This window comes from Vitreimonas sp. (assembly GCF_035627415.1).
Classification (GTDB): Bacteria; Pseudomonadota; Alphaproteobacteria; order Caulobacterales; family Aquidulcibacteraceae; genus Vitreimonas.
This window is the reverse complement of sequence record NZ_DASPLU010000009.1, coordinates 119,255-142,314: the sequence shown is the minus strand read 5'-3', so window position 1 is coordinate 142,314 and position 23,060 is coordinate 119,255. Positions and strand designations below refer to the sequence as shown.

At 66.8% G+C, this 23,060-nt stretch carries 26 protein-coding genes and 1 other RNA gene; 16 read left to right on the top strand and 11 right to left on the bottom strand.

Annotated features, from left to right (window positions below; all coding sequences use genetic code 11):
- Positions 1-43: 43 nt before the first annotated feature.
- The gene (locus VEA80_RS06430) at positions 44-1,486 is read right to left on the bottom strand and encodes a HAMP domain-containing sensor histidine kinase (protein ID WP_325059876.1); all 1,443 of its coding nucleotides are present in this window, start codon (positions 1,484-1,486) and stop codon (positions 44-46) included.
- A gap of 300 nt (positions 1,487-1,786) precedes the next feature.
- Here VEA80_RS06430 and rpmH point away from each other — a divergent pair, with 300 nt between their 5' ends.
- The 7 genes from rpmH to VEA80_RS06395 all read left to right on the top strand — a co-directional run bounded on the left by rpmH (position 1,787) and on the right by VEA80_RS06395 (position 7,851).
- The gene (rpmH, locus tag VEA80_RS06425) at positions 1,787-1,927 is read left to right on the top strand and encodes a 50S ribosomal protein L34 (RefSeq protein ID WP_325059875.1); all 141 of its coding nucleotides are present in this window, start codon (positions 1,787-1,789) and stop codon (positions 1,925-1,927) included.
- A 91-nt stretch (positions 1,928-2,018) separates the two neighbouring features.
- Entirely contained in the window at positions 2,019-2,420 is a 402-nt protein-coding gene (gene rnpA / locus VEA80_RS06420) for a ribonuclease P protein component (protein ID WP_325059874.1), read from the top strand.
- Between the two features lie 6 nt (positions 2,421-2,426).
- Positions 2,427-4,337 (top strand): membrane protein insertase YidC, encoded by a 1,911-nt coding sequence (yidC, locus tag VEA80_RS06415; RefSeq protein WP_325059873.1) that lies wholly within the window; start codon positions 2,427-2,429, stop codon positions 4,335-4,337.
- A 107-nt stretch (positions 4,338-4,444) separates the two neighbouring features.
- Positions 4,445-5,095, top strand: a complete 651-nt coding sequence (gene yihA / locus VEA80_RS06410; protein WP_349257217.1) for a ribosome biogenesis GTP-binding protein YihA/YsxC — start codon at positions 4,445-4,447, stop codon at positions 5,093-5,095.
- 53 nt (positions 5,096-5,148) lie between these two features.
- Positions 5,149-6,054 carry an acetylglutamate kinase gene (gene argB / locus VEA80_RS06405; protein WP_349257225.1) on the top strand — a complete coding sequence of 302 codons (906 nt, stop codon included), beginning with the start codon at positions 5,149-5,151 and terminating at the stop codon, positions 6,052-6,054.
- Positions 6,029-7,210 (top strand): DUF1036 domain-containing protein, encoded by a 1,182-nt coding sequence (locus VEA80_RS06400; protein ID WP_325059870.1) that lies wholly within the window; start codon positions 6,029-6,031, stop codon positions 7,208-7,210. Before argB ends, VEA80_RS06400 begins: the two co-directional genes overlap by 26 nt.
- Entirely contained in the window at positions 7,207-7,851 is a 645-nt protein-coding gene (locus VEA80_RS06395; protein WP_325059869.1) for a pyrimidine 5'-nucleotidase, read from the top strand. Before VEA80_RS06400 ends, VEA80_RS06395 begins: the two co-directional genes overlap by 4 nt.
- Here the strand turns inward: VEA80_RS06395 and VEA80_RS06390 are convergent.
- Entirely contained in the window at positions 7,848-8,423 is a 576-nt protein-coding gene (locus VEA80_RS06390) for a hypothetical protein (RefSeq protein WP_325059868.1), read from the bottom strand. The genes VEA80_RS06395 and VEA80_RS06390 overlap by 4 nt on opposite strands.
- A gap of 93 nt (positions 8,424-8,516) precedes the next feature.
- On the opposite strand from VEA80_RS06390, the gene dapD reads away from it, so the two are divergent.
- Positions 8,517-9,359 carry a 2,3,4,5-tetrahydropyridine-2,6-dicarboxylate N-succinyltransferase gene (dapD, locus tag VEA80_RS06385; protein ID WP_325059867.1) on the top strand — a complete coding sequence of 281 codons (843 nt, stop codon included), beginning with the start codon at positions 8,517-8,519 and terminating at the stop codon, positions 9,357-9,359.
- Between the two features lie 150 nt (positions 9,360-9,509).
- Here dapD and VEA80_RS06380 read toward each other — a convergent pair whose 3' ends face one another.
- Complete coding sequence (locus tag VEA80_RS06380; protein ID WP_325059866.1) at positions 9,510-9,872, bottom strand: hypothetical protein; 363 nt, start codon at positions 9,870-9,872, stop codon at positions 9,510-9,512.
- The gene (locus VEA80_RS06375; RefSeq protein ID WP_325059865.1) at positions 9,869-11,128 is read right to left on the bottom strand and encodes a DUF418 domain-containing protein; all 1,260 of its coding nucleotides are present in this window, start codon (positions 11,126-11,128) and stop codon (positions 9,869-9,871) included. Before VEA80_RS06375 ends, VEA80_RS06380 begins: the two co-directional genes overlap by 4 nt.
- A 48-nt stretch (positions 11,129-11,176) precedes the next feature.
- Between VEA80_RS06375 and dapE the strand changes: the two genes are divergently transcribed.
- Positions 11,177-12,325 (top strand): succinyl-diaminopimelate desuccinylase, encoded by a 1,149-nt coding sequence (dapE, locus tag VEA80_RS06370; protein WP_325059864.1) that lies wholly within the window; start codon positions 11,177-11,179, stop codon positions 12,323-12,325.
- On the opposite strand, the gene truA is transcribed toward dapE, so the two are convergent.
- The 3 genes from truA to fmt all read right to left on the bottom strand — a co-directional run bounded on the left by truA (position 12,322) and on the right by fmt (position 14,692).
- Positions 12,322-13,056 (bottom strand): tRNA pseudouridine(38-40) synthase TruA, encoded by a 735-nt coding sequence (truA, locus tag VEA80_RS06365; protein WP_325059863.1) that lies wholly within the window; start codon positions 13,054-13,056, stop codon positions 12,322-12,324. The genes dapE and truA overlap by 4 nt on opposite strands.
- Positions 13,057-13,146: 90 nt before the next feature.
- Positions 13,147-13,716, bottom strand: coding sequence for a hypothetical protein (locus VEA80_RS06360; RefSeq protein WP_325059862.1), 570 nt, complete (start codon positions 13,714-13,716; stop codon positions 13,147-13,149).
- A 61-nt stretch (positions 13,717-13,777) separates the two neighbouring features.
- Positions 13,778-14,692, bottom strand: coding sequence for a methionyl-tRNA formyltransferase (fmt, locus tag VEA80_RS06355; RefSeq protein WP_349257224.1), 915 nt, complete (start codon positions 14,690-14,692; stop codon positions 13,778-13,780).
- 86 nt (positions 14,693-14,778) lie between these two features.
- On the opposite strand from fmt, the gene VEA80_RS06350 reads away from it, so the two are divergent.
- Positions 14,779-15,744, top strand: coding sequence for a YihY/virulence factor BrkB family protein (locus VEA80_RS06350; RefSeq protein WP_325059860.1), 966 nt, complete (start codon positions 14,779-14,781; stop codon positions 15,742-15,744).
- 8 nt (positions 15,745-15,752) lie between these two features.
- Here the strand turns inward: VEA80_RS06350 and VEA80_RS06345 are convergent, their stop codons facing one another.
- Positions 15,753-16,448, bottom strand: a complete 696-nt coding sequence (locus VEA80_RS06345) for a CADD family putative folate metabolism protein (protein WP_325059859.1) — start codon at positions 16,446-16,448, stop codon at positions 15,753-15,755.
- A gap of 90 nt (positions 16,449-16,538) precedes the next feature.
- Positions 16,539-17,057: a peptide deformylase gene (def, locus tag VEA80_RS06340; protein WP_325059858.1), complete on the bottom strand. Its 519-nt coding sequence runs from the start codon at positions 17,055-17,057 to the stop codon at positions 16,539-16,541.
- 166 nt (positions 17,058-17,223) lie between these two features.
- Between def and VEA80_RS06335 the strand changes: the two genes are divergently transcribed.
- The 3 genes from VEA80_RS06335 (at position 17,224) to VEA80_RS06325 (ending at position 19,778) form a co-directional block, all read left to right on the top strand.
- Entirely contained in the window at positions 17,224-17,898 is a 675-nt protein-coding gene (locus VEA80_RS06335; RefSeq protein ID WP_325059857.1) for a hypothetical protein, read from the top strand.
- Between the two features lie 109 nt (positions 17,899-18,007).
- Positions 18,008-18,514, top strand: coding sequence for a hypothetical protein (locus VEA80_RS06330; RefSeq protein WP_325059856.1), 507 nt, complete (start codon positions 18,008-18,010; stop codon positions 18,512-18,514).
- A gap of 136 nt (positions 18,515-18,650) precedes the next feature.
- A complete protein-coding gene (locus VEA80_RS06325) occupies positions 18,651-19,778 on the top strand; it encodes a hypothetical protein (RefSeq protein WP_325059855.1) in 1,128 nt (375 codons plus the stop codon).
- A 57-nt stretch (positions 19,779-19,835) separates the two neighbouring features.
- Here the strand turns inward: VEA80_RS06325 and VEA80_RS06320 are convergent, their stop codons facing one another.
- Positions 19,836-20,165 carry a hypothetical protein gene (locus VEA80_RS06320; protein WP_325059854.1) on the bottom strand — a complete coding sequence of 110 codons (330 nt, stop codon included), beginning with the start codon at positions 20,163-20,165 and terminating at the stop codon, positions 19,836-19,838.
- 145 nt (positions 20,166-20,310) lie between these two features.
- Between VEA80_RS06320 and ffs the strand changes: the two genes are divergently transcribed.
- From ffs to VEA80_RS06305, 3 genes are all read left to right on the top strand, one after another.
- Positions 20,311-20,408: signal recognition particle sRNA small type (ffs, locus tag VEA80_RS06315), an RNA gene on the top strand.
- A gap of 89 nt (positions 20,409-20,497) precedes the next feature.
- Positions 20,498-20,848: a nuclear transport factor 2 family protein gene (locus tag VEA80_RS06310; protein ID WP_325059853.1), complete on the top strand. Its 351-nt coding sequence runs from the start codon at positions 20,498-20,500 to the stop codon at positions 20,846-20,848.
- Positions 20,849-20,916: 68 nt separating this feature from the next.
- Positions 20,917-22,161 carry a S41 family peptidase gene (locus VEA80_RS06305; RefSeq protein ID WP_325059852.1) on the top strand — a complete coding sequence of 415 codons (1,245 nt, stop codon included), beginning with the start codon at positions 20,917-20,919 and terminating at the stop codon, positions 22,159-22,161.
- Between the two features lie 2 nt (positions 22,162-22,163).
- Here VEA80_RS06305 and VEA80_RS06300 read toward each other — a convergent pair whose 3' ends face one another.
- Positions 22,164-23,003, bottom strand: a complete 840-nt coding sequence (locus VEA80_RS06300) for an alpha/beta hydrolase (RefSeq protein WP_325059851.1) — start codon at positions 23,001-23,003, stop codon at positions 22,164-22,166.
- Positions 23,004-23,060: the final 57 nt, after the last annotated feature.

Below are 23,060 nucleotides of genomic sequence, written 5' to 3'. Positions count from 1 at the left end.
CAGAAACTCCTTCGAGGCCCAACGCACCTCAATGCGCGCGGGTTCACGCCGCCGGCAGCGTGATCTGGAACGTCGCGCCTTCGGCGCCAGTGCGGGTGAGTTCGAGTTCGCCGCCCATTGCCCGCGTCAGTTCGCGGGCGATGGCGAGCCCAAGCCCGGTGCCGCCCGCCTCCGGCGCAGCGGAAATGAAAGGCTCGAACAGCCGCTCGCGGAGAGTTTCGCGCACGCCGGGGCCGTGATCGACCAGCTCGATTTCGCAGCGGCCCTCGATGCGCACGCCGCGGATCAGCAGGGTCTTATCCTTGCGCGGATGTTCGCTCATCGCCTTGCCGGCGTTGCGCATCAGGTTGACCAGGATGCGGTGTAGGTGATCGGGATCGGCGACGCAGGCGAGGTTCGGTTCGATGTCCTGCTTGGCGACAATCTCGGGGAACGCAATCAGCGCGTCGGCGCTCGCTTCATCGACCGCGTCGGCGACGGCGACCTTCTGCAACACCGGCGGATCTTCGTCGGCGCGGCCGTATTTCAGCGTCGAGGCGGCGAGCCCGGCGGCGCGGTCGATCGTGCGCTCGAGCCGCGGCGCGAGCTGACGCACGGCAGGGTCTTGCGACTGGGCTAATCGATCGGCGACCAACTGCGCGGTCGAGAGCATGTTGCGCAGATCGTGGCCGATGCGGGCGACGGCGGCGCCCAAGGCGGCGAGGCGCTCCTTCTGCCGCAGCGCATTGCGCACCTGCTCGGCCATGTCCGCCGCGGCGCGCTGGGCGCGGCCGATCTCGTCGGTGCGCGGGCTGCGCGGGAACGCGATCGAGACATCCTCCGGCCTGTCACGAAAACGTTCGATGGCTTGGGTGAGATCGCGCATAGGCCGCACGAACGCGGCCGTGAGCGTCACGTAGATCAGTGCGCCGGCGGCGATCAAGATCAGCATGGAAACGCGCGCGAACCGCTCGGCGAACTCGCGCAGCGCCCGCTTCAAGGGCGCCTCGTTGAGCACGATCTCGATGAACTCGGCGTTCTCGTAGCGGGGCGTCGCCAGCACGCGCAGCACCCGACCGGGCGGCGCTAAGAATGTCTGCACCGCCCAGCTGAAGCGCTGGAACCCGCTTGCGTTGGTATAGTCGTAGGTGACGAGTTGTTCGTCGGACGGCGCGGTCGGGTCCTCCAGCAGCAGCACGCGCTCACCCTCACGCTGCATCGCCACCCGCTGCACCTCGGCGTTGTTGAGGAGCTCGAACTCCAGCGATTCAGCGACTTCGAGGTCCGGAGAGACCTCGAGCGCCAGCGAGGCAATCTGGGCCAGGTTGATGCGCTCGCGCAGCCAAGCCTCGTGAAACCCCGCCAGCGCCGGGGCGAACACGAAAATCTCGCCCGCCAGCACCGCCAGAGCCGTGAGCCCGAGTAGGCGCCCAGCGATGCTGTCGACGAACTCGCGCGCCCGTCGCCAGGGGGCGCTCCGCCGCGCTTGGTCGTCCGACACCGTCATGCACCGCCCTGCCTAGCCCAAGCCGGAGCTGCAACCGAACAACAAGTTCATTCGGAACTGGAACCAGTATGGTGATAGCTTGTGGACATCGCGCTCCCGCGTTCCCCCTCCCGGAGAGCCGTCTATGTTGCACCGATATAAACCCACCCGCCCGGTGGTCCTGTTCGTGTCGCTTTGGGTCGTCGCCCTGGCCTTCCTTGCCGTCGGGGCGATTGTCGGCTGATCGCCTTGACGCTTCCGGGCCCCTGGGGTAAGCCCCGCGCCTTCATTTTCCGGCCATAAGAACATCGAGGCAGCGTCGTGAGCACCAAGCGGACCTATCAGCCGAGCCGGCTCGTGCGGAAGCGCCGCCATGGGTTCCGCGCCCGCATGGCCACCAAGGGCGGCCAAAAGGTGCTGTCGCGCCGCCGCGCCAAGGGCCGCAAGCGGCTCAGCGCCTAAGGGAATACGGGACTGGGCGAGTCAGGGAGCGGGCGCGTCGCTTACGCGTCCCCTTGCCATACTCCCCTACTGCCTTACTCCCCTACTCCCCATGATTCAGCGCCTCACCAAGCGCTCTCAGTTCCTGTACGTGCGCCATGGCGCACGCGCAGCGCGCCCAAGCGTGCTGATCGAAGCCCGCCGCCGGGAAGCGGCCGGAGAGGCCATTGGCCTGGGTTTCACCGCCAGCCGCAAGGTCGGCTCGGCGGTGGTTCGCAACCGGGCTCGCCGCCGGCTGCGGGAAGCAGCCCGCAAGCTCCTGCCCGAACTTGGCGTTCCTGGCGCGGACTATGTCCTGGTGGCGCGGCAACAAACCCCAGACGCGCCATGGGATGCTTTGCTTGACGATGTCCAAAACGCGCTGATAAGGCTCCGCGCCGACTTGGAAAGCGGGCGTGGGCGCGCCCCTCGGACGAGCGCGAAGCCGCGCGGTCCTTCTAGCGAAAGCGACTGACATCCGATGCAAAATCCCGGCGGCCCGGGCCCGAACGACACCCGCAACGTCATCATCGCGATCGTTCTTTCGGCGCTGATCCTTCTCGGCTTCGAGTTCTTCTACAACGCCCCGCTCCGCCGCGAGCAGGCGCAGGAGCGGGCGCGCGCGGAAGAGCAAGTGCGCCCGCAGCCGGGCCAAGCTGGGGCTGACGCAGAGCCGGGACAGACGCCCTCGGCGGGCCCCGTGCCGCGCGAGCAGATCCTCGGCGCAAGCGCCGAAGCGCGCATCGCTATCGACACCGGGGCTGTCGACGGCTCGATCTCGCTCGAGGGCGCACGCATCGACGATCTCAACCTGCGCGACTATCGCCGCACCGTCGATCCGCAGAGCCCGGAAGTAACGGTGCTGTCGCCGATGGGCGCGGACTACGGGCATGACGCGTTCTTCGGCTGGGAGACCCAGCGCGGCCAGGACGTCGCCACCATGGCCGACGCGTTCAGCCGCTGGCAGGCGCCGGCCGAGGCGCGCCTCACGCCGCAAACGCCGGTCACGCTGACGCTACAGGCGGGCGAGGGCCGCACGATCGAGCGCACGATCGCGATCGACGAGAACTTCATGTTCACGATCACGGATGTCGTGCGCAACGAAACCGGCGCTCCCTTCTCCGTGCGCCCGTTCGGCACGGTGCGCCGCCAAGGCATGCCGGAAGGCTTCCGTTTCAACCAGATCGTTCACCAGGGGCTCATTGGCGTCGTCGGCAACCGCTTGCGGCAGACCACCTACCGCGACGCCGATAAGCACGCGCGCGACCGCGTGCGCGAGCGAGTCGGCGAAGATGAGCGCATCGAACAACTGCAAGGCGAAGGCAGCTGGTTCGGCATCACCGACCACTATTGGCTCACCGCCATCGTTCCACCCTCGAACGAGAGCGTGTCAGTGTATTTCGACGCCCGTGCACAGGACGGCGGCAACGATTATCGCAGCGCCTATCGCGGCGAGTGGCGGCAAGTGCCGGCGGGCGGCTCGATTACCTACACGCAACGCCTCTTCTCCGGCGCCAAGCGCTATCAATTGCTGCGCGACTATCAGCGCGATCTCGACATCCCCAAGTTCGACGACGCAATTGACTGGGGCATCTTCTACATCCTGACGCGCCCGTTCTTCGCGATGCTGCACTGGTTCGGGCAGCTGTTCGCGGGCTGGGGCGTCATCTTCAATTTCGGCCTGGCGATCCTCGCCTCGACGGTGGTGATCAAGCTGCTGCTCTTTCCGCTCGTCTATCAATCGTTCAAAGCGATGGCGAAGATGCGCGGGCTCGCGCCGAAGATGAAGGAGCTTCAGGAGCGCTACGCCGCCGACAAGCAGCGCCAGCAACAGGAACTGCTGAAGCTCTATCAGACCGAGAAGATCAATCCGGTCTCCGGCTGCGTGCCGATCTTGCTGCAGATTCCGGTCTTCTACGCGCTCTATAAGACGCTGACGGTGACGCTCGAAATGCGCCACGCGCCGTTCGTCGGCTGGATCGACGATCTCTCGGCGCGCGACCCGACATCGATCTTCAACCTGTTCGGCCTGCTGCCGTTCGAAGTCTCGCCCACCTTCTTCGCCGGCGCGCTGATCATAGGCGTGTGGCCGATCCTTTACGGCGTCTCGATGTGGGCGCTGCAGGCGCTCTCGCCGCCGCCGACAGATCCGGTGCAAGCGCAGATCTTCAAGCTGCTGCCGATCCTGTTCACCTTCATGTTCGCCGGCTTCCCGGCGGGCCTGGTGATCTACTGGACCTGGTCCAACACGCTGTCGATCCTGCAGCAATACGTCATCATGCGCCGCCAAGGCGTGGAGACGCAGCTCGACAAGTGGCTGAAGAATCGCTTTGGCAAGGGCGATGACGACGGCAGCAGCGGTCACAAGCGCGAAGCGGCAACGGTGAAGTAAGGCTCCGTCATCCCGGACACGCGAAGCGTGATCCGGGACCCAGGGGCAAGTGACGGTGCGTTGGCCCCTGGGTCCCGGCTCTACGGCGCTGCGCGCCTCCGGCCGGGATGACGGAGTGTGTGGTGTCTCCCGAAGAAGAACACGAACAGTGGATCGAAGCCGGCCGGCTCCTCTTTGCCGGGCCGATCGAGTTCGAGCGCGGCGTCGTCAGCATGGACGCGCTACCTGACGGCGATCTGCCCGAAGTCGCGTTCGCGGGCCGTTCGAACGTCGGCAAGTCGTCGCTTATCAACGCGCTCACGGGGCGCCTAAAGCTCGCGCGCGCATCGACGGAGCCCGGGCGCACGCGGGAACTCAATTTCTTCCGCATGGGCGATCGGCTGCGGCTCGTGGACTTGCCGGGCTACGGCTACGCCAAGGCGCCCAAGGCGGAGATCGGCCGCTGGACGGCGCTGACGCGCGATTATCTGCGCGGCCGGCAAAGCCTTAAGCGCGTCATCCTGCTGATCGATGGCCGCCATGGCCTCAAACCGGATGACAAGGATGTCATGGACGCGCTCGACACCGCGGCCGTGAACTACCAGCTGGTGTTGACCAAAGGCGACAAGGTCAAACCAACCGAGCTGGCCGAGACGCACGCCAAAACCGCCGCCGCCATCGCCAAGCGCCCGGCCGCGCATCCCGAGATCATCGCGACCTCCAGCGAAACAGGACTGGGGATCGAAGCGCTCCGCGCTGAGATCGCGGCCTTGGCGTGAGCGGCGTTACCGCTTAGGAACCGCCCGTGAGCAAACCACCGACGAAAGACCGCTTGGCGGCGCTTGAAGAGGGCCTGGTCGCGGCGAAGACGCTCGCCGAGGCGCTGCCCTTCATCCAGATCTACGACCGCGAAGTCGTGGTGGTGAAATATGGCGGCCACGCCATGGGCGATACGGAAACGGCCCGCAAATTCGCCGCAGACATCGTGCTTCTGAAGCTGGTGGGCATTCATCCCGTTGTGGTTCACGGCGGGGGCCCTCAGATCAGCCGCATGCTCGATCGCGCGGGCGTGAAATCGCAATTCGTCGACGGCCTGCGCGTCACCGACGCCGAGACGATGGAAGTGGCGGAGATGGTGCTGTCGGGCAGCGTCAACAAAGAACTGGCGCACCTGATCACCGCCGCGGGCCGCGAAGCCGACGTGCGCGGCGTAGGCCTTTCGGGCAAGGACGCACGGCTTATCACCGTCGAGAAAGTGCATCGCACGCGCAAAGACCCGGACAGCATGATCGAACAGGTGGTCGATCTCGGCTTCGTCGGCGAACCCAGCGATGTCGATCCGACTTTGATCCAGGCGCTGATCAACGCGCCGGAAGACTACATTCCCGTCATCGCCCCAATCGGCGTCGCGGAGGACGGTAGGACCTACAACATCAACGCTGACACCGCCGCGGGCGCCATCGCCAAGGCGCTTTCGGCCAAGCGGTTCCTGCTCTTGTCGGATGTGGCCGGCGTCCTCGACGGCAATGGTGACCTGATCCGCGAAATGAGCGTCGCCCACGCCAAGAAGGCGATCGAAACCGGCGTCGCTACAGGCGGCATGATTCCGAAGCTTGAAACCTGCATCGCGGCGCTCGACAACGGTGTCGAAGCTGCGGTCATCCTGGACGGGCGCACGCCGCACGTCCTGCTCATGGAACTGTTCACCGAACATGGCGCTGGCACGCTCATTCAATAAGCTCGGCCTTGCAGCCGTCATCGTCTGCGCCGCGCTCGCGGCGCTCGTTGCGCTGGCCGGCCGCGCCGACGCGCAACAGCAGCGGCAGCAGCAGCGCCAGGCCAATGGCTGGCAGATCTGCAACGAGACGAGTTTCGTGCTCGAAGCGGCGACCGGCCGGCCCGACGGCCGCTCGATCCAGGTGCAGGGCTGGACGCGGCTCCGGCCCGGCGAATGCCGCTTGGCCGTCGGCGCGCCGCTCGCGCGCGGCACGCACTATCTCTACGCGCGCACCTCCTCCGCCCATCGCGGCGGGCGGCGACAGTGGGGCGGCGACGCCGTGCTTTGCGTCGATCCCAGCGACCAGTTCCAGATCGAAAACCCGCCGCGTTGCACCGACGCCTACGAAGAGCGCCGCTTCCGCCGCGTGCAGATCAACAAGCGCGACAGCTGGCGCACGTCGTTCTCGGAAGCGACCGCCTACAGCCAAGCGCGCGCGCGGCAAGCCGGATTGCAGCGGCTGCTGAACGACGCCGGCTATGACCTCCGCGAAGGCCGCCGCGGCGCCGATCCGCGCCGCATCGCCCAGGCTATCGCGCAGTTCCGCGCCTCCGCGCGGCTTGCCCCGAACGCAAGCGAAGAACAGCTGATCGATGCGCTCGAGGTCGCCGCGCGCCGCCGTGCAGGCCAAGTCGGGCTCACACTTTGCAACCGCACGCGCAGCCGGCTCTGGACCGCGGTCGCGCGCCGGCGCGGCGAAGGCTGGGAGAGTCGCGGCTGGTGGGCGCTCAACGCCGGCGGCTGCGTCCGCACGATCGACGAAGTGCTGATCCAGGAGCGCTATTACGTCTATGCGAGTATGGACACGCCCGAAGGCCCGCGCTTCCTGCAATCGGGCGAGCCGTTCTGCACCAGCCCTGCCCGTTTCGCCATTCTCGGCCGCGGCGATTGCGAGCAGCGTTATTATCAGACGGCGTTGTTTTCGCCGATCCGCGTGCGCGACCGCCAAGGCCTCGTCGTCGAGTTCGAGGAGCGCGACTTCCTCGAGGTTGGCGTACAGCCGAGACCGGTCGGCGGCGAGGGCGTCGAAGCGGAAGAAAGGCCGGCGCGAGAACCGCCGCGGCGCGGTCTCGTGCCGCGCGATGCGCCGACGCAAGATCGCCCAGCCACGCAATGAGCAGCGCGCGGACCATCCGCGCCTGGGTGTTCGATCTCGACAACACGCTCTACCCGGCGCGCGACCTCTACGATGAGATCGGCGTGCGAATGACGAATTACATCGCCCGCACGCTTTCGCTGTCCGATGGGGAAGCGCTGGAGATTCGCGAGCGCTATTTCCATGATTACGGCGCGACCGTGGTCGGCCTGGTGCGCCATCACGACGTCGATGCGCGCGATTTCCTGCTCGACGTGCACACCGCCGATCACTCGGTGCTCACGGCCGATCCCGAACTGCGCGAGCTGATCGCGCGCCTGCCGGGCCGGCGCATCATCTTCACCAATGGCGGCGGCGGCCACGCCGAGCGCGTGCTGGAGAAATTGAACCTCGCCGACTTGTTTGACGCCGTGCTCGACATCGAAACGTGCGGGCTGCTTCCGAAACCGCAGCGCGAAAGTTACGAACGCGTGATCGCGACCACCGGCATCGAGCCGCGCCACTCGATCCTGATCGAAGATACGCTGCGCAATCTGGAGCCCGCACACGATATGGGTTTTGCCACCGCACTCGTCGGCCTCGTTCACCCTGAACCGCGGCCGGCTTACGTTGATCATTGGGCGCCGGACACAAAGGCGCTGCTGCGGGCGCTGCTGGCCTAGTTCAAGTCCACTACACGCCCGTTTTCGATTTTGAATGCGCCGGGCGGGTGGTGTCCATTGCGGCGGTAGTACTCATCAAGTGCGCGCACCATCTCCTGCGTTTCGCGCTGATGCCGCGCGTCCTCCTCGGCTTGCCGACGGGGCGCGTCGGCCAGGAACGCGTCGTATTGAGCGCGCATCAGCGCGAAAGCGCCGGCGCCCCAGCGCTCATCCACTTCGCGCTCGAAGCGATCGGCCTCGACCACGCGCCCAGCCTCCTCGGCGTAGTTGGCGTAGGACGTACGCCAGTCACCCTGCAGAGTGCCAAAACCGAGATTGAGCTGATCACTTTGCTCGCGCACCGCGTAGAGCGCCTGCAGAGCCGCGGCCGGGTCCGACGCGCCTGCGAGCTGCGCGCGCAGGTCGGCGAGCCCCACCGCTTCTATCTTGTTGTCGATGAGTTCATCGACGCCGGCCTCATAGCGCCGCAGCTCTTCGCGCGCCTGTTCACCCTGCCACCAGAAGAACGCGCCGGCGGCGCCGCCGGCTAACGCCAGCGCTGCAATCACCGACGCCACATCCGCAGCCCGCATGATCACCTCCCCTGGCGCAACGGTAAAAGGCGCGCCGGCAGGCGGCAAGTCCGCGCTTGGCTTTGCCCGCCCAAACGGGCTAGCTCTCGACGCATGAGCAGCGATCTAGCCAAGCAAATCGAAGCCGCCTGGGAGCGCCGTGCGGAGCTCTCGCCCGCAAGCAAGGGAGCCGACGTCGAGGCTATCGAAGCGGCGCTTGATCTCTTGGACACCGGCGAAGCGCGCGTGGCCGAGCGCGGCGCCGACGGTGCCTGGTCGACGCATCAGTGGTTGAAGAAGGCCGTGCTGCTCTCGTTCCGCATCACCGCGAACCAGCTGATCGGCGCCGCCAGCGGCAACGGCGATTCCTCGCCCGGTCCCTATTGGGACAAGGTGCATTCCAAATTCCTCGGCTGGGGCGAGGCTTCTTTCGAGAAAGCTGGTTTCCGCGCCGTGCCGGGCGCGGTGGCGCGCCGCGGCAGCTTCATCGGCAAAAACGCCGTGCTGATGCCGAGCTTCGTGAACATCGGCGCTTACGTCGACGAAGGAACGATGGTCGACACCTGGGCCACGGTCGGCTCCTGCGCCCAGATCGGCAAGAACGTCCACATCAGCGGCGGCGCCGGCATCGGCGGCGTACTGGAGCCAATCCAGGCCAATCCCACAATCATCGAGGACGGCTGCTTCATCGGGGCGCGGTCGGAAGTGGCCGAAGGCGTGATCGTGCGCGAAGGCGCGGTGCTGGCGATGGGCACGTTCATCAGCCAGTCGACCAAGATCGTCGACCGCGCCAGCGGCGAGATCACCCGCGGCGAAGTGCCGGCCTACAGCGTCGTCGTGCCGGGATCATTGCCGGATCCCAAAGGCGGACCGAGCTTGGCTTGCGTGGTGATCGTCAAGCGCGTTGACGCGCAGACGCGCGCGAAGACGGGCGTGAACGAGCTGCTGCGGGATTAGCGCGCCAGTTCGCAAGCGTGGTCCGTCATACCGGCCGGAGGCGCGTAGCGCCGTAGAGCGGGAACCCAGGGCAAATGATATGTCGCTTGCCCTGGGTCCCGGATCGCGCTGCGCGCGTCCGGGATGACGGAGCATCCTTACCTTGGCGCGTCAATGCGCGTGCGGCGCCGCGCGGCCCGCTTCCAGCGTCACCGTGATCTGCGACCCGTCGGACCCGGTTTGCGTCCAAGTGTCGCCAACGTTCTTGTCGCCGGCATAGGCCAAGCACGCGCGTTCGCCGCCCGCTGGCGTCAGGCACAATTGGCCGCCGCTCAACTCGTACGTGCCGGCGACATGGCCGTTCGGGGTGTGCGCGGCGAAGGTGTTGTCGGCGTTGAAATGATAGCGGGCTTGCGCGCCGTTGGCGTAAGTCACGACGAAGGTGTTGCCGGCGGCGTTGGCGATCGGATCGGCGAAGGCTGGGGCGGCCGAAAGCACTGCGCCGAACGCCAACATCGCTGCGAACTTGTTCATCTCGTTTCCTCCACCACGGCGCCTCGCGCGGGCGCGGTCTTCGCCATAGCCACGGGCTTGCCGTAACTCAAGCGCCGCCACAGCCATTCGAGCGGCCCCATTTGGAACTTCGCGAGCCAAAGCGGCGACCAGATCAGCTGCAGCACCCAGATCGCCACGACGATCGCCCAGAGCGTCGGGCGGTCGACCTCGCCCCACAGCCCGAAACCGCGGCCGCCATAGAAGATCGTCGTCATGATCAGCGATTGGCTGATGTAGTTCGTGAAGGCCATGCGGCCGACGGCGGCGAGCGGCTCGGTGACGAAGCGCGCGCCCGCCTTCACCAGCAACACCAGCAGGCTGATGTAGCCGAGCGTGCCGAAGATCGAGAGCGCAATGTTGGCGACCGTGCCATAGGAGATCATGTGCATCAGCTCGAACCGCGCCTGCCAGTTGAGCCAGGCCTGGTAAGCGATGACGCCGAGCGCCGCGGCGCCGATGACCAGCAGCAGCGCATAGACCCAGCTCGGCGCCTTGCCGCTGAGGAAGCCGGTCTTGAACAGCGCCATGCCGATCATCATCACGCCGGCAGTGCGGATCACCATGCCGATAAGGCCGCTCGACAGGAACTGCAGCCAAGTGTTCAGATTTTCCCGCAATCCGGAGAGCACGCCGTCCTGATACGCCGCCTGCATCCGCGCCAGCTCCTCCGGCGACTGCACGAAGATCGCCGCGATATCCGCTTCGATCGCTCCAAGCTTGCTCGCCGGAAGAAGCCCCACGAATACGACCATCACGCTCTGCAAAGCGAACGCCAGCAGGTAGAGCAGAACGCCGACCGTGATCAGCGTGGGCGGCTTCCACGAGCGCGCCAGCATCACGATGAAGCCGGTGATGGCGTAGGTGACGAGGATGTCGCCGTACCAGATCAGCAGCGCGTGGATCAGGCCGAAGACGAGCAGCCACACCAGGCGCCGGGTCAGCACTTCGCCGCGCGCCTTGTCGTTCCGCTCACCGCCGACGAGATAGATGCTCGCGCCGAACAGCAGGGAAAACAACGTGATGCACTTGAACTCGAAGAATACGTGCATGACGAACCAGGACCAGAGCGTGCTCTCGTCCACCGCCAGCGGCGGCGTCAGCGGGTTGAAGCCGGACTGCCACGGGCCGGCGAAATAGGCGGCGTTGACGGCGAGGATGCCCAACAGCGCAAAGCCGCGCATCACGTCGAGGCTCTTGATGCGGCTCTGCTCCTGAACCGGCGCTATGTCCGTCATGCTCCGCCTCCCCTTTTGCCGGGCCGTCCGCGCGGCTAGACCTTTCACATGGCCGACAGCACTTTAGCCGACCCCCTTCCGCTCGCCCAAGCCCTGATGCGACGGCCGTCGATCACGCCCGCCGAGGCCGGTGCGCTCGACGTAGCGCAGGCGGCGCTCGATGCGCTCGGCTTCAAGACGCAGCGCCTGAAGTTCGGCGCCGTCGACAACCTCTATGCGCGGCTCGGCGCGGCGCGGCCGAACTTCTGCTTCGCCGGGCATGTCGACGTCGTGCCGCCGGGCTCGGGCTGGACCAGCGACCCGTTCGCGGCGGAGGTGCGCAACGGTTTCCTCTACGGCCGCGGCGCCGCCGATATGAAAACCGCGATCGCGGCGATGATTGTCGCGACCGAAAGCTTCCTTGCGGCGAAGGGGCCGCCGGACGGCTCGATCTCGTTCCTGCTGACCTGCGACGAGGAAGGCCCGGCGGTCGACGGCACCAAGGCGGCGCTCGCCGCACTCAAGGCCAAAGGCGAGACGCTGGATCATTGTCTCGTCGGCGAGCCGACCAGCGAGGACCGCGTCGGCGACACGATCAAGAATGGCCGGCGCGGCAGCCTGAACGTCGTGATCACGATGGAGGGCAAGCAGGGCCACGTCGCCTATCCGCAGCGCGCGAACAATCCGGTGACAGCTATGGTGGAGCTCGCGACGGCGCTCAAGGCGCGCAAGCTGGACGACGGTGCGCCCGGCTTCGATCCTTCCAACCTCGAGATCACGACCATCGATGTCGCCAATCCGGCGCACAACGTCATCCCGCAGCGCGCGACGGCGAAGCTCAACGTCCGCTTCAACACCGCGCATTCGGGAGAGAGCCTGATTGCCTGGATCGAAGAAACCGCCCAGCGCATCGCCAAGGCGCGCGGCGCGAAGGCGGAGCTGCAGATCGCCTCGCAGAGCGTCCCGTTCTACACCGAGCCCGGGCCGTTCACCGATCTCGTCAGCCAAGCCGTGCGTGAGAGCTTCGGCATTACGCCAATGCTGGCCACTACCGGCGGGACCTCCGACGCGCGCTACATCAAGGACTATTGCCCCGTGGTGGAACTGGGCCTGCGCAATGAAACGGCGCACATGGTGGACGAACATTGCGCCGTCGACGATGTGCGCACGCTGGCGCGGTGCTATGAAGCCGTGCTGCGGAAGTATTTCGCGGGTTAGTAGTCTACCCGCACCAAATAAAGCCCGTCCGGCGGCGCGACCGGCCCGCAGCGCGAGCGATCCGCCGCCGCCAGCGCCTCGGCGACTTCATACGGCGTCATTTTTCCGAAACCGACTTCAACCAGCGTCCCGACCATCGAACGCACCTGCCGATGCAGGAAGCTCTGCGCCTCGAACGTGAACGAGGCCCACGTCTCCGCGCCGCGCACGCTGGCGACATCGAGCGTCTTCACCGGCGATTTGGCCTGGCACTGGCTGTCGCGGAACGTCGTGAAGTCGTGCTTGCCGGTCAGTCGCTGCGCCGCCGCGCTCATCGCTGCGATGTCGAGCGCGCGCGGCACGCGCCAGATGTAGCCGCGCTGCACCGTGAGCGGCGCGCGGCGGCACAGCACGTTGTAGACGTAGACGCGCCGCTTGGCGTCGAAGCGCGCATGGAAATCAGACGGAGCTTCTTCCGCCTTCAGCACCGCGATCGGGTGCGGCCGCAAATGCGCGTTGAGCGCATCGCACAAGCGCTGCAGTTCGAACGGCTTTTCGATATCGACATGGGCGACCTGACCATAGGCATGCACGCCGGCGTCGGTGCGGCCGGAGCCCGTCACCTCGCTGCGCACGCCTGTGAGACTCTCGACCGCGTCTTCCAGCGCGCCCTGCACGCTCGGCCCCTCGGCCAAACGCTGCCAGCCCTGAAACGGGCCGCCGTCGTATTCGATGGTGAGCTTGTAACGCATAAAGACGAAGGGAGTACGGGAATAAGGGAGTAGGGCAATAGGTGGTGAAGCAGACTTCGTCCTCACCTACTCCCTTACTGCCCTACTCCCCTACTGCCTTCTGTACTCGAGCATCGGGCACGCCCGTGCGCCTGCCGCGCCTGGCGCGCCGCCAATGACGCCCAGCACTTTCATCGACGCGGCGCCTGGACCTGCCGGCTCCCACACGATGACGTGCGCCGCATCGTCAGCGCCGCAGACGCCGCGGCCTTCGTTCTTAGTCTCGTTGGTGACGCGATAGACCAGGACTTGCGGTTCTTCGACCGGGATCTCGAGCAGGGCGCGCAGCGTCTGGCCCTCGACTTGCGTCGCAGGCGACATCGCGCCGCTGATCTGCGCTTCGATGACGACGCCATTGTCGCCCGTCAGCGTCAGCACTTCCTGGGCGTCGGCGTTCTCCTGGCTTGCGTCGGGCAAACGAAGCGCCATCGCGACGTTAAGGGCGCCCGTCGCCGCGGTGGCCGCATCATTGGCGGCGGCGAAGGCGCGCGTCGGCGTGGTCTCCGGCGCCGGGGCGTCGAGTTGCGGACCGCCGGGGCCTTCGGCGTCGCTGGTCGCTGATGGCGGACTGCAGCCGGCGAGTAGGAGCGCAAACGCGGCTGCGACGATCCCCAAGCGCATGAAAGTCCCTCCAGGTCCCATGCCGGTCTTAGCGGCCCGGCAGAATGGCTTCAATGATGGTCTAAGCGAGGCGCGTGCCGACGAGGACGGGCTGGCCGCGCAGGAAGGCGTCCGCCTCCATGGGCGCTTTGCCTTCGCGCTGCACCCTGAGCAAGCGCACGGCGCCCTCGCCGCAGGCGATCAGCAGCTGGTCGTCGAGCGCTTCGCCCGGCGAACCCTGCCCCTGCCCCAGCCGCGCCTGCAGCGCCTTCATCCGCGCGCCGTTGAACTCGAACCAGGCGCCCGGCGCCGGCGCGAGCCCACGGATCATGGCGTCGACCTCACGCGCAGGCCGGCGCCAATCGATGCGGGTCTCCGCCGGCGTGATCTTGTGAGCGTAAGTGACGCCCTCTTCGCACTGCGGCGTCTCCGTTGCTTCTCCACGCTCCACTTTCTCCAGCGTTTCCGCGAGCAGCCTGGCGCCGAGCGCGGACAGGCGGTCGTGCACGGTCGAGGCATTGTCTTCGGCGTCGATCTCCGTCTCGACGCTCGCGAGCACGGGGCCGGTGTCGAGGCCTTCTTCCATCCGCATCACTTGCACGCCCGTCACCCGATCGCCCGCCATGATTGCGCGCTGGATCGGCGCGGCGCCGCGCCAACGCGGCAGTAGCGACGCATGCAGGTTGAACGCGCCGAGCCGGGGCGCGTCGAGGATCGGCTTCGGCAAAATGAGGCCGTACGCCACAACGATCGCCGCATCGAGTTCGAGCGCGGCAAAGCGCTCCTGCTCCTCCGCACGTCTCAAGCTCTTCGGCGTCCGCACCTCGATGCCGCGCTCGGCGGCGAAGACGTGCACCGGGGTCGGCCGCTCCTGTCTGCCGCGCCCGGCCGGACGCGGCGGCTGTGAGTAGACGCAGGCGATCTCGTGACCCGCCTCGATCAGCGCCTGAAGCGGCGCGATCGCGAACACCGGCGAGCCCATGAAGGCGAGACGCAGAGACATGGCGCGGACATGCACGATTTGGCGCGGCGCGCCAACCGCCGCGCTTGGAACTAGGCCGCCGCGCCCCAGGTTTGCCGACCATGAACGACGCGGAAGCCTGCCACGATACTTCGGCGCATGTGCGCGGCCCGCTCGAACTCACTCTTTCCCAGTGGTGGTGCGTGCTGAGGGGCATGCAGGCCACGGCGGAGCGGGCGAACCTCGCCCTGATCTCCGCCGGGGTCGCCTTCTTCGGCTTGCTGGCGGCGATTCCGGCGATGGCGGCGCTGGTGGCGCTGGTCGGGTTCTTCGGCGACCCGGCCTGGGTAGGCGATCAGATCAACGCGCTCTATGGCGTCGTTCCGGACGAAGCGGTTATCGCCGTTCACCGCCAAGTCATGCGGCTGATTTCCGAGCGCAGCGGCGGGCTCGTCATTGGCGTGATCGTGAACCTTGTGGTCTCGCTCTGGAGCGCGCTGCAGGGGGTGCGATGGGTGCTGATGGCGCTATCGGCGGTCAATCGGCGTTCCGAGAAGCGCAAGGCGATCCGCCGCTACGTCGCGGCCCTGCGTTTCACGCTCATCGGCATTGGCCTTGCCGTTTTGGCGGTGCTGTTGATGGGCGTTCTGCCGGTCGCGCTCGCCAACCTGCGGATCGAGCGCGGCGTCGAGACGCTGATCCTCGTGCTGCGCTGGCCCGTGCTCGGCGGCGCCGCGATGGCGTTCGCGCTGATGCTTTATCACTGGGGACCGCGGCGCGTGCCGCCGCCGTGGCGCTGGCTCTGGCCGGGCGCGGTGCTGGTGCCGGTGTTGTGGCTCGGCGCCTCGTCGCTGTTGACGCTCGCGCTGCGCCTGTTTCCGAGTTTCGGCGCCGCCTACGGCTCGCTCGCGACCGCGGTCGCGCTGCTGATTTGGTTCTACATCACGTCGCTGATTTTTCTCCTCGGCGGCGCGCTCAACGCCGAGCTCGAGTTCTTCGCTCGCGGCAAGCCGGCGGCCCCCGTCGAACCCGGTGAAAAAATTGCGCCGCCTACCCTTCCGGATGGCGGCGCAAAACCTTCGGCTTAGAGGCTGTTTCAGCAGGTCATGCCCGTCTGGCGCTGCATGCCAGTCAGGAAGAGACGCAGCGCGTCGGCGAGTTCGCAGGCGGCGGCGTGCGCTTCAGCGCGCTGCTCAACTGGCAACGCATCGAGCAGCTCGCGGCAGACGTCGGAGTGCTCGACGTCGGCCACTTCGTGCACTTCGAAGAACTTCAGCGCCCGCGGCTCGTCCATGTCATAGCGCTCGACGAGCCCCTTGATCTTGGTGCGGGCGATGGCCGGGAGCTGGCTTTCGTAGGCGTAGAGCGCCGCGATCCCGGAGGCGTAGGATTGCCGCGAAAGCTTGCGGAAGGTGTCGATCAGCGTTTGCGTCTCGGCGTTCACCGCGACGCCGCGCACATCGCTCTCATCGGCGCCAAGTGACGCGGCAAAGCCCAGCCAAAGCGAAGCGTGATCGTCCTTGCCTTCGCCGAGGCCCTCTTCTTCCGCGAGGTTCTCCGCCAGCAGGCGGCGGCCCTTCGCGTCGGGGCAATTCGCGTGCACGGCGCTGACCGCGCGCGGGAACGCCTCGACGTGATGGAAATACTGATTCGCGTAGTCGCGCAGCGCATCCTTCGTCAGCGCGCCCTCTTCCCATGCCTGATAGAAGGGATGGGTGAGCATCGCGCGCTCTTCGATCGCTGCGTCGATCGCCGCCGACGTGCACACATATCCGCGAAACGCATCCGTCATCGAAGTCCTCCATGCGCGCGCCGACGCGCGCCCCATTCGAGCGCGCACATTAACCGCTTTGCGCAATTGCGAAAGAGGGATGAAGGCCGGTTAGAGCGCGGCTTCGCGCTTGGCCTTCTTCAACTTCGTCAACGCCTTCTCGCGCTTCAGCCGCGATAAGTGGTCGATGAAGAGAACGCCCTCGAGGTGATCCATTTCGTGCTGGATGCAGACCGCATAGAGCCCCTCGCAGTCCTCTTCGATCTGCTCGCCCTGATAGTTCCGATAGCGGATTTTCACGCGCGCCGGGCGCTCGACGTCGTCGTAATAGTCCGGCACCGAGAGACAGCCTTCCTCATACGGAACAACTTCTTCCGAGGCCCAGAGAATTTCCGGGTTCACGAAGTACCGCGGCTGCTTCGGCTCACCCTCGCGGGCGAGATCCATGACGATGATCCGGAGCGGCTCGCCAATCTGGATGGCGGCCAAGCCGATGCCCGGCGCGTCGTACATCGTCTCGAGCATGTCATCCATCAGCGCCCGATGTTCATCGGTCACAGGCCCCTCAACGGGCTTGGATTTCTGCTTCAGGCGCGGGTCTGGCGCGACGAGAATGGGGCGGATGGCCATGCCCCTGGAGGTATGAAGAGCCGGGCGCGCCGTCAAGCAAACGCAACCGCGGGAACCAGCTCGGGAGTGGAACGGCCGGTATGCGGCAGCGTTGAGCCAGCATCGTTGGAGCGCGGGCCGAGAGCATCCCGCGCTCTTCGATTTTTGGCCCGATCGGAGCGGTTTGATGAATACGGTTTTCCTCGCCGGCGCAGCTGCGGCGCTCCTGTTTGCCGGCGCCGCTGCCGCCGAGCCCGATCCGGTTCCAGCCTCCCCGCCGCCGGTCCAAGCGCCGGCGCAGACGTCCGACGTGAACGTCGAGGGCGATATCGGCAATCAGACCCAGACCCCACCGGACGTGGCCACCCAGGGGCCTGCCGCCGCCGAACCTGCGCAGACCGAAGCGCAAGCGGCCGCGAACGCGGAAGCCATGGCCTCGTCACCGGCTCAACCCGTCATGTCGGCGAGCGCCACCGATCTCTGCCGTCCGCGCGTCACCACCGTCCATTTCCCTGCACGCGGCGCGGCGCTCGATCGCGACAATAGCAACGCAATCGAGCGCGCGGTGGACGCGGCCTCCGTCTGCACGTTGCAGCAGGTCATGATATCCGCAGGCGGGGAAGGACGCTTGGCGGCCCGGCGTGCCGAGGCCGCGCGGGCGACGCTGTTGCGGCAGGGCGTGCCGGCGACGCTGATCTCGTTGAGCGCCGATGCGGCCGGCGAAGCGGCCGCAGGACAAGTCGATGTGCGCATGAATTTCGCCGGCGTGGCGACCGGCAGCGCGGCGGCACCTTCGGTCGACGCGCCGGCGACCACCCGTGGCGCCGAACCGGACGAGGCGGAGCAGGCGCCGGAGTCGTAGGCGACTCGCGTCTTCGCCTCGGGGCGAAAGGGCTCGGCGTCAGCGCCGGGCCCTTTTTCGGGAACGCGAATTCGGTTGCCTCCTTCCGCACCCACGCTTAGCTCGCGCGATGACGCCGCTACAGCTTTTCCGTCTCGCCGGCGCCACTGCGATCAGCGGCGGCGCTCTGCGCATCTTCACGGCGTTCCCGCTCGTGAGCGACGCCGTCACGCTCGAGTGGCTCTACGCGGCGATCGACGTGCTGCTGCTGTTCGGACTCATCGGCGTCTATCTCGCCCGCGCAGCGAAGCTCGGCTTCCTCGGGCTCGCCGGCTTCGCCGTCGCCGTCGCATCGCTCTCGTTCATCGGCGGACCGGACTCCGATCCGTTCGGCTTCTCTACTTACGAACAAGGCGCCGCCACGCTCGCGATCGCCATGGTCGGTTTGAGCATTGCCTGGGTGCGCGCAGGGGAACGTCCGTACGCGCCGCCGCTTTGCTGGTTCGGCAGCGTTCTCGCCATCGGCGTTCTCGCCGCATTGCCGGCGCCCGGGCCGAGCTATGGCCTAGCAGCTGCAGGCGTGCTGTTCGGCGCCGGCTTCGTATTCGCCGGCTGGAACCTGTTGCGGCGCGCCTAGAAGTTCCTCGCAGTCCGTTGCGAATTGTTTAGCGCCGGAACAGGCGCCCGCATGCTGCGTTGGGCAGCGTTCCCACGCGCGCCACGAGCACCCGCGCGCGAGCGTGAGTTGCAGCGCTCTATCTTGCGAGGAGAGAATGATGAGACGTTTCCTGCTGGCGACTGTCGCCATTGCGGCGCTTGCGCTCGCCGCGCCCATGGCTGGCGCGCAATACACCGAGCCGCCTCCGTCGAACCCAGTCTATTCGAGCCCGTCGGACCCGGCGATGGATGAGGAACAAACACCGCTTCCGAACGCCACGCCGCCAGTGGACTCGCAAACCAACGCGGCGCCCGCCACCACGACGCAGAGCAACAACACGCCGCTCACCACAGACACGACAACGCCCTACGCGCAGCAGACGCAAAGCGATCCGCAGATGAACGCGGCGCCGACGCAGCAAGCCCAAGCGAACGATCCGTACGCGCAGCCGGCGCAGCCCTACGCGGACGGCGTGCCGGCGACCACCGACACCGCCGCCCAAGACGCGACCATGCAGGCGCAGGCGACCGACCCGTATGCGCAGCCGGCGCAGGATCAGTACGCCATGGCCGGCGCCGACATCACCATGTCGCCCAGCATGGTCGAACACGCGCAAGAAGCCGGCATGGACGGCGTGCCGATGACGGCGGCGGAAGTCTGTGCGCCGCGCGAGATTTCTCTCGCGCAAGGAACGAGCCGCCTGAACCATGCAGCGCGTAACCAGCTCGAATTCGCCGCCGACCGCGCCTCGGCGTGCGAAACACAGCGCGTGCTCATCACCGCGCCGGACGGCCGCGCCAGCGCCGTGCGAGAGACATTGGTCGATCACGGCTTCGACGACACGATGATCGAGGTGCAGCGCGCAGATGAACTCGGCGTCGAGCTGACATTCGCCGGCGTCGCCACATCGAGCGCCGAGTACGCGGCGATCTTCAACGCGCCGCAATTCGCGTCGGCCAGCCAGACGCCGACGACGATGCAGCAGCCTTCGTCGTATGCGCCGACGGCTGCGCCGGAGTCCGGCTACCAGCAGACGAGCTACAATCCCAACTCGGGATCGAGCTACACGTCGACGACCGCGCCCTACAGCTCCACGACCACGTCCGACATGAGCAGCCCCGGCTACGCTCCCGGCGCAAACACATACGAGGACAGCGCCACGGCAGGTATGGACCCGGCCACCGACACGGTGAGTTCGGCGGATGATTCCGAAGAGCCGGATACGCCCGATCCGCTCTACTGAGCGGCGTCTTCACGAAGGGGCTCGGCCGACGCCGAGCCCTTCTTTCTTAGTGACGCCTCAGCGGGCGCGGATCAGACGTCCACTGGCGCGTGCTTCTTGCAGGCGGCGTGACGCCGGCGTCGCAGCGTCGGTGCGCGAGTGCGAGCGCAGGCGTTCTTCGGCGATCAAATTAGATGGCGCATGGGGCGCATCGGCTGGCTCCAATCCCGGGATCGCGGCGGCGATGACGTTGCCGTCTTCGTCGTACTCGACCTCCGCTATGCGCCCCAACTCGGCGCCGTCGTGGCCGCGCACGACCTGCTCACTGGCCGCGCGCGGAAATTGTTCGGCAGTGGCGACCACCGGTGCGGCGGCGAAGAAGGTGGCGAGAGCGAGGGTTCGCAGCATTTGCGTTTCCGCGCCTTCTGCGCGGCTCCTGAGCCAGGTCGTGATCGCGATGAACGCCTCGTGCGGACGAGCGTTCCTGCGGTCATGCCGCCGCATGTCAGCGATGCAGCCTTGCGCCGCTCGGGCGCGATTGCGATATGGGGCGCGCAGGCAGGCGGCGGACGGCCGCCCCGCCAACCCGGTCAGGTCCGGAAGGAAGCAGCCGTAACGGGTTGCGTTCGGGTCGTCGTCCTGTCTGCACTTTTCTCAAAAATGGGACGGCCGTCGTTTTCGCGATTGACTTCGCGGCTTTTGTTCCGTTTTTGTTCTCCGTTGAACCCGAGGACAAGCACATGACCACCGCGTCGATCGCTAAAGAGTTCACCGCCGCGCTGAAGGCCGGCGACTTCCCGAAAGCCGAGAGCTTCTGGTCCGACGACGTCGTCTCGATCGAGGCGCGGGACGGGCCGATGCAGGAAATGCGCGGCCGCGAAGCCGTGCACAGCAAAGGCGATTGGTGGACCGCCAATCACGAAGTGCACAGCTTCGAGGCGCAGGGGCCGTTCGTGAATGGCGACCAGTTCGCGCTCATCTTCCGCATGGACGTCACGCAGAAGGCCTCCGGTCAGCGCGAGCAGATGGAGGAAGTCGCCCTCTACAGCGTTCGCGACGGCAAAATCGTGGAAGAGCGCTTCTTCTACTGATCTGCATCCGATTAGGACGAACAGCGCATCCCTGAAGCGTGAGGGCTCCTTGCAGGGAGGGATCGCGCATGCTCGGTTTGCGCAGCGCCGCCATCGCGGCGGCCGCAGCGCTCGTGGCTTCATCGGCCGCGGCGCAAGAGAATCGTTATGGGCGCCTGTACGAGGCGCTCTGGTCGACGGTGAACGAGAACTACTACGATCCGCACTTCCGAGGTGCGGACTGGGCGGCGCAGCGCGAACGCTATCGCGCGCGGGCGACCAGCGCGCAGACGGACGCGGAGTTCTACGAAGCCGCGAGCGCGATGCTGCGCGAGATTCCCTCCTCGCACCTCCACATCTCCTCGCCCGCACAATCGTCCACGGGCGACGCCAGCATCGGCGCACGGTTCACGCAGATGGGCGAAGATCTCGTCGTCGCCGAAGTGGCGCCGCTTTCCGACGCGTATCGGCAAGGCTTGCGCGCCGGCGATAGGCTCCTCTCCGAGCGGAGCGCGCTTTACGGCGATCTTGGAACGAGGGCGTCCCTGCGAATCCGCACCTGCGAAGGCCGCCGGCGCACGCTCGACATCCGCCGCGAAGGTGCGTTCTGGCCGCCGGAGCACCCCGGCTTCCGCTGGCGCCAAATTCGCACCGGCCGCGACACCCGTGTCGGCTACATGCGCATCGACCGCTTCGACGACGGCGCCGCGGGCCTCGCCGATCAGGCCATGTCGGAGCTGTCCCAGGTCGACGCGATCATCATCGACGTGCGCAACAATTCGGGCGGAAACGTCTCGGCGCAACGCTTGGCGGCCTACTTCAACGGCGGCCGCGCAGAACCTGGCGTGATCCTGCTCGCGCGTTCCTATCTGGAGGCGCTCGGCCGGCCGGTGACGGCCGCCGACCTCGCCGCCGCACCGCGCATCGACGGCGCCTACACCACCAACGCCGTGTTCGCGGCGATGTCCGAGCACAATGGCGGCGCGGCGTTTTGGACCGAAGCGATCGAAAATAAGTTCACTGGGCCAGTTTTCGTGCTGATCAGCGAAGAAACCGGCAGCGCCGCCGAAGGCTTCGCCTGGTACATGCGAGAACGCACGCGCGCGCGGCTGATCGGCACGCAGACCGCCGGCGCGCTGCTGAGCTCAGAGAGCTTCGATCTCGGCGATGGCTGGCGCGTCACCATTCCGGTACATGGTCTGTGGGGACCGGACGGCCAAGACTACGGCGACCGGGCCGTGCCGCCGCACGAGCAGATCGCGCCCACGCGCGAGGATCTCTGCGCGGGACGCGATCCCGTGCTGGAAGCGGCGCTCGACCAGGCGATGCGCTAGCTTCAGCTGAACACGGCGGAGCGCAGCAGCGCGCCCGCGTCGGCGATCTCTCCGACGAAGGCGCGCAACACGCCGGCGACCTCCTCCGGCCGTTCCCATTGCGGCGAGTGGCCGGTAGACCGCACTGTGAAGATTCGAGCGGACGCCATCGCATCGCGCAGCGCCAGCTGATCGCCATGGGGGACGAAAGCGTCCCAGTCGCCGCGGATCAAAGCCGCGGGCGCGCGGCAGCGCCGCGCAGTGGCGACCGGCTCCGCGGCAAGTTGACCATCGAGCGCCGCGCGCCACACGTGCGTCGGGCAGCGCATGCTCTCGGCCACCACCACATCGAGGAAACTCTGCGGGATCATGTCGGCGATCGTGCTTTCCTGAAACGCCAGCACGAACTCGGGATCGATCTTACCGTTGAACTTCGCCACCTCTTGCGCCAGTTCCTCGACGTTCGCATTGTCCTGATAGCTTGCGAAGCCGCCGATCAGTGCAAGACCGCCGACGCGCGCTGGAAAGTCCGCCGCGGTCTGCAGCGCGACCGCCGCGCCCATCGAGTGGCCGACAATCACGGCGCGCTCGATGCCGAGCGCGTCCAGAAATGCGTCCACGTCCGCCGCCATGTCGCCGACAGAATAGCCGGCATTCGGCTTGTCGGACTTGCCGTGGCCGCGCTGCGTTAGAGCGATCACGCGCCAGCTCTCGGGCAAATGCGGGCGCAGCAGATCGAACGAACGATGGCTGTCGGTGTAGCCGTGCAGCAGCAAAACGGCCGGACCATCGCGCTCGCCCTGCTCCACATAGGCGAAGCGCAGACCGTTGGCGGCGCGCACGAATGAACAATCGGATCTCATCGGAGCAACTCCAAGTGTAAACGAACCGGCGGCCGGGCGGCTTGGGGGTGGGAGGCC